We start from the raw sequence: 4,834 nt of genomic DNA on the forward strand, positions 1-4,834 counted from the left end.
CCTGTACGCCGCCGTCGGCGAAGGGCACGTCTCCACCCAATCGGTCATCGAGAAGGTCACCGCGCTCGTCGCGGAGGGGGATACCTCCACGGGGGCCATCGAGCTGCCCCACGTCGGCCGCAGCCGCGCGCCGCGTGACGGTGACTCGGGCGTCCTCGTGCGCGGCGCTCCCGACATCCTCGTGAAACTCGCGAAGTGCTGCACCCCGGTCCCGGGCGACGAGATCGTCGGGTTCGTGACGCGCGGCAGCGGCGTCTCCGTGCACCGCACCGACTGCACGAACGTGAAGGCGCTCATGGACAACCCGGAGCGGCTCATCGACGTCGAGTGGGCACCGACCACGAAGAGCGTGTTCCTGGTGCAGATCCAGGTCGAGGCCCTCGACCGATCGGGACTGCTCAGCGACGTGACCCGCGTGCTCAGCGAGCATCACGTCAACATCCTGTCGGCGACGGTGTCGACCACCGACGACCGCCTCGCGCTCAGCCGGTTCGTGTTCGAGATGGGCGACACCGTGCACCTCGACCGCGTGCTCAACGCGGTGCGTCGCATCGACGCGGTCTACGACGTCTACCGCGTCACGTCGTCCTGAGCTCGTCGATCAGAGCCTCCAGCAGCGCGAGGCCGCGGCGCTTGTGGTGCAGCGGGCCCGCCGCCTGCAGCAGAGCGTAGGCGTCACGTACCCGCACAGCCGGCGCGGGATGAGCGTCGCACAGCGCGCGCACCGCGACGTCGTCGCCCGCACGGGCGAGGTCGGTCGTGGTGTACACGGCGGATGTCACAGCCACGCCGCCGCAGAGCTCGACGGCGTCGGCGGGAAGACCCTGATCGCTGTACACGAGGCGCCGGTCGACGGGCTGGCCGATGCGGTGCGCGACCGCGCGCTGCACGCTCTGACGCTCGGGCAGCGGGAGCAACGCTCCGTGGACCCAGGCGGCGCTGCGACCGACGAGCGCGGTGTTGGCCGGCACAAGCTGGGCGAGGGAGGCCGCCCGGATCGCGGGGGTCTCGATGGCGTCGGCGGGCATGAACGCATCGCCGACCTCGACGAGGTCGCCGTCGATGCGCGCCGCACTCAACTCCGCGACCGACAAGCGGTCACCTGCGACGTACACGAACGGCGATCCCATGCGAGCCATGGTGCCGCACGCGGCATCCGCTCGCCGGACCGGCGGGTCGAAGCTGTGGAGAAGGCGTCAGCCGCCGATGGCGCGCAGCCAGCCGCGACGCGCCTCGAGCGCCTCGGTCGCCGCCTTGACCTTGCGGCTGTCGCCGGTCGCCTTCGCCGCGGCGAGGTCGTCCTCGAGCTTCGCGATGGCATCCTCGAGCTGACGCGTCATGTCGTTCGCACGCGCCTTCGTCTCGGGGTTGTTCTCACGCCAGTGCGTCTGCTCGCGGTCGCGCACGCCCTGCTCGATGCGACGAAGTTCGTCGTCGAGCTGGCGCTCCTTGTCACGGGGGAAGATGCGGCCGATCTCGTCCCAGCGACGCTGGAGACCGGTGAGCAACTGCCGCGCGGCGGCAAGGTCCTTCTCGCCCGGAACCGCGGCGGCCTCGGTGAGCAGCGCCCGCTTGAGCTCGATGCGCTCCTTCGACTCCTCGGCCTCGACGCTCTCGCGGTCGGAACGGGCGCCGTAGAGCACGTCACCGGCGGCCTTGAACCGGGCCCACAGGGCGTCGTCGATCTTCTTGCCCGCGCGGCCCGCGCTCTTCCACTCGTCGAGGAGGGTGCGGTAGGCGGCGATGCCGTCCTCGCCGCGCGGGGCGAGGGCCTCGGCCCGCTCGACCAGACGCGACTTGCTGTCGCGCGCCGACTTGTGGGTCTCGTCGAGGTCGGCGAAGTAGGCGCGACGGTGACGGTCGATCGTCGCGCGCGCGTCACGGAAGCGGCCCCAGAGCTTCTGAGAGACGGCGCGGGGGAGACGAGGACCGTTCTGCTGGTGGTTCTGCCACTGGTCGAAGAGCGTGGCGATGTCGGCCGTGGTCTGCTTCCACTGCACGCTCTGAGGGTCGCGGGCGGCGAGAGCCTCCGCCTTCTCCACGATCGCGGTGCGCTCGGCGATCGCCTCGTCGACGGCCTCCTTGGCCTGCTGCGCCTCGACCTCGGTGGCGGCGCTCAGCGCCGCCACGAGAGCGTCGAGTCGCGCGGCGAGTCCTTCGAGGTCGCCGACCGCGGCCGCGCCCACGACGCGCTCGCGCACGGCGGCGGCGGTGGAGCTCAGGTCGGCGGCGCCCGCGCCTCCGCGGCGGTGACGCGCCTCGAGGAGCACCACCTCGCCCGCGAGATCGGCGTACTTGCGCTCGAAGTAGGCGAGGGCCTCGTCGGTGGACCCGTCGGGGTACTGGCCGACGATGCGCCATCCGGCGGACTCGCGCACCGACACGGTGCCGTCCTCTTCCACACGCCCCCAGGGCTCCGTGGTCGCGGCGGGCGCAGCCACCGGCGCGGCGGAGCGCGGGCGGGTGGGCACGGGGATCGCGCGCGACGGTGACGGAACGGGTGCCGGTGCCGGCGCGGCAGCCGTCACCGTGTCGTCCTCGACCGGAGCGTCGGGCGCCGGGCTCTCGACCGCGGGCGCCTCGTCCCCGGATGCCTCGACCGCGGCGATCGCGGCCGGGGCAGACGCCTCGTCGGCGACGTCGGGGGTGGCCTCGACGTCTGCAGTGACGTCGGTGGCAGGGGTCTCTTCGGCCGGGGTCTCGGGCGTCGGGTCCGCCTCGGCGGCGGGGACGTCAGGAGTCTGGTCGTTCGTGGCAGTCACGGGTGCACCTCAAGCGGTTCGCCGGGCGGTCGGATGGACGTGCTCAGCCTAGTACGCGCCCTCCGACGGCCCGGTCGGGGCGTCGTCACGCGTCACGGGGTCGGACTGGGCGAATCCGTCGCGCGGGGGGTCGGGAAGAAGAGCGGCTGATCGCTCGGGTTCACGGTCGGGGTGGGGCTGGGCGACGGCGCGGGCGCGCCGGGTCCGACGGAGTAGTAGGCGAACTGACCCGCCGCGAGGAGGAGGATCAGGATGCCGCCGGCGACGGCGGCGATCGTGTTGTCGCGGACGCGACGGCGCCGGCTCGCCTCGTGCAGCGCACGGCGGGCCTGGTACGCCCTGGCGCGCTCGCGCGCCACCCTCTCGTCGCGCGACTTTCCGCCTGCGGCCACGGGTCCTCCTGCACTGGTCGTTGAGCGCACCGATCCTACGCAGTGATCCGGTGGGCGGCCAAAGCGTCGGTGTCTCATGGCGCCGCTAGCCTGGCGTGGTGAGTTCCGCGCCCCTGCTGTCGTCCCCGACGCCGCTGGCGGTGCGCATGCGCCCGACGTCGCTCGACGAGGTAGCGGGTCAAGGGCATCTGCTGCGTCCGGGGTCGCCGCTCGTGGCGCTCGCCTCGCCCGACTCCCGCAGCGCCGCCGCGGTGTCGGTCATCCTGTGGGGGCCGCCCGGCACCGGCAAGACCACGCTCGCGCAGGCGATCGCCCGCTCGTCGGGGCGCCGGTTCGTCGAGCTGTCGGCCATCACCGCGGGGGTGAAGGACGTGCGCGAGGTCATGCAGGACGCCCTGAACCAGCGCGACCTGTACGGGCAGTCCACGATCCTGTTCCTCGACGAGATCCATCGCTTCACGAAGGCGCAGCAGGACGCCCTGCTGCCGGGCGTCGAGAACGGCTGGGTCGTGCTGATCGCCGCGACGACCGAGAACCCGTCCTTCTCGGTCATCGCGCCTCTCCTGTCGCGCTCGCTGCTGCTGACGCTGCGCGCGCTCACCGACGACGACCTCGGGTCGCTCGTCGACCGCGCGGTCGCCGATCCGCGCGGGCTCTCCGGCGCGGTGGCGCTAGACGACGACGCGCGCGGCGCGCTGGTGCGGCTCGCATCCGGTGACGCGCGTCGGGCGCTGACCGCGCTGGAGGCGGCGGCGACGCTCGCGGCGGGGGCCGCGGCATCCGATGACGACGAGGCGACACCCCGGGTCACGGCCGAGCACGTCGCGGCGGCGGTCGACCGCGCGCTCCTGCGCTATGACCGGCAGGGCGACGAGCACTACGACGTGATCAGCGCCTTCATCAAGTCGATCCGCGGTTCCGATGTGGATGCCGCGATCCACTACCTCGCGCGCATGATCGAGGCGGGGGAGGACCCGCGGTTCATCGCCCGACGCCTCGTCATCTCCGCCGCCGAGGACATCGGCCTCGCCGATCCGCACGCGCTGCAGATCGCCGTCGCCGCCGCCGACGCGGTCGCGTTCATCGGCATGCCCGAGGGGCGCATCCCGCTCGCCGAGGCGACCGCGTACCTCGCGACGACCGCGAAGTCGAACGCGGCGTACCTGGCGATCGACGCGGCCATCGCCGACGTGCGGGCGGGGTCGTTCGGCGCCGTTCCGCCGCATCTGCGCGACGCGCATTACGCGGGCGCGAAGCGGCTCGGACACGGCAAGGGCTACGTCTATCCGCACGACACCGACCTCGGCGTCGCCGCACAGCAGTACCTTCCCGACCCACTGGTCGGGCGCCGCTATTACACGCCGACGGCGCACGGCCAGGAGCGCGACGTGCAGGCTCGGCTCGAGCGCATCCGGCGCATTCTGGGCGACGGATGACGAGGCCCGGCCGGCGCGGGGCGGTCTGGTAGCATGGACCGGCTCGAAACCGGTTTTCGGGCATCCCCTCCTTCCTGGAACACCTCACGGTGCGCCCCGGCGTGCACACCGAGAGGGCGGGAGAGGGAGATACGTCCGCGGGCCGTGAGAGACACGGCCGCGTCATCGGAAGGAACACTTCGTGGTCACGAAGTCCCAGGACCGCCGCAAGGTCCGCCTGTCCCGCGCCCTCGGCGTGGCACTC

Annotated in this window: 5 protein-coding genes; 2 read left to right on the forward strand and 3 right to left on the reverse strand. The window is 72.6% G+C overall.

All coding sequences use genetic code 11. The annotated features are described in order from the left end of the window. Positions 1-592: ACT domain-containing protein (locus ASG00_RS17930; protein ID WP_235559470.1), on the forward strand; the 592-nt coding region annotated here is incomplete at its 5' end. Here ASG00_RS17930 and ASG00_RS09490 read toward each other — a convergent pair. The 3 genes from ASG00_RS09490 to ASG00_RS09500 form a co-directional block, all read right to left on the reverse strand. After that, positions 579-1,130: a hypothetical protein gene (locus ASG00_RS09490; protein WP_056208949.1), complete on the reverse strand. Its 552-nt coding sequence runs from the start codon at positions 1,128-1,130 to the stop codon at positions 579-581. The two genes, ASG00_RS17930 and ASG00_RS09490, sit on opposite strands and share 14 nt — an antisense overlap. Before the next feature lie 66 nt (positions 1,131-1,196). Next, the gene (locus ASG00_RS09495) at positions 1,197-2,762 is read right to left on the reverse strand and encodes a DUF349 domain-containing protein (RefSeq protein WP_082483181.1); all 1,566 of its coding nucleotides are present in this window, start codon (positions 2,760-2,762) and stop codon (positions 1,197-1,199) included. Positions 2,763-2,854: 92 nt separating this feature from the next. Beyond that, positions 2,855-3,154, reverse strand: a complete 300-nt coding sequence (locus tag ASG00_RS09500; protein WP_056208953.1) for a hypothetical protein — start codon at positions 3,152-3,154, stop codon at positions 2,855-2,857. A 146-nt stretch (positions 3,155-3,300) separates the two neighbouring features. Between ASG00_RS09500 and ASG00_RS09505 the strand changes: the two genes are divergently transcribed. Beyond that, positions 3,301-4,590: a replication-associated recombination protein A gene (locus ASG00_RS09505; protein WP_056209230.1), complete on the forward strand. Its 1,290-nt coding sequence runs from the start codon at positions 3,301-3,303 to the stop codon at positions 4,588-4,590. Positions 4,591-4,834 lie beyond the last annotated feature (244 nt).

Origin of the sequence: Microbacterium sp. Leaf351 (assembly GCF_001423825.1) — a bacterium.
GTDB lineage: Bacteria > Actinomycetota > Actinomycetes > Actinomycetales > Microbacteriaceae > Microbacterium > Microbacterium ginsengisoli.

Excerpts from the sequence above, each read along its gene's own strand:
- ASG00_RS09490 (WP_056208949.1), bottom strand. The coding sequence starts at position 1,130 with ATGGGATCGCCGTTCGTGTACGTCGCAGGTGACCGCTTGTCGGTCGCG.
- ASG00_RS09505 (WP_056209230.1), top strand. The coding sequence starts at position 3,301 with ATGCGCCCGACGTCGCTCGACGAGGTAGCGGGTCAAGGGCATCTGCTG.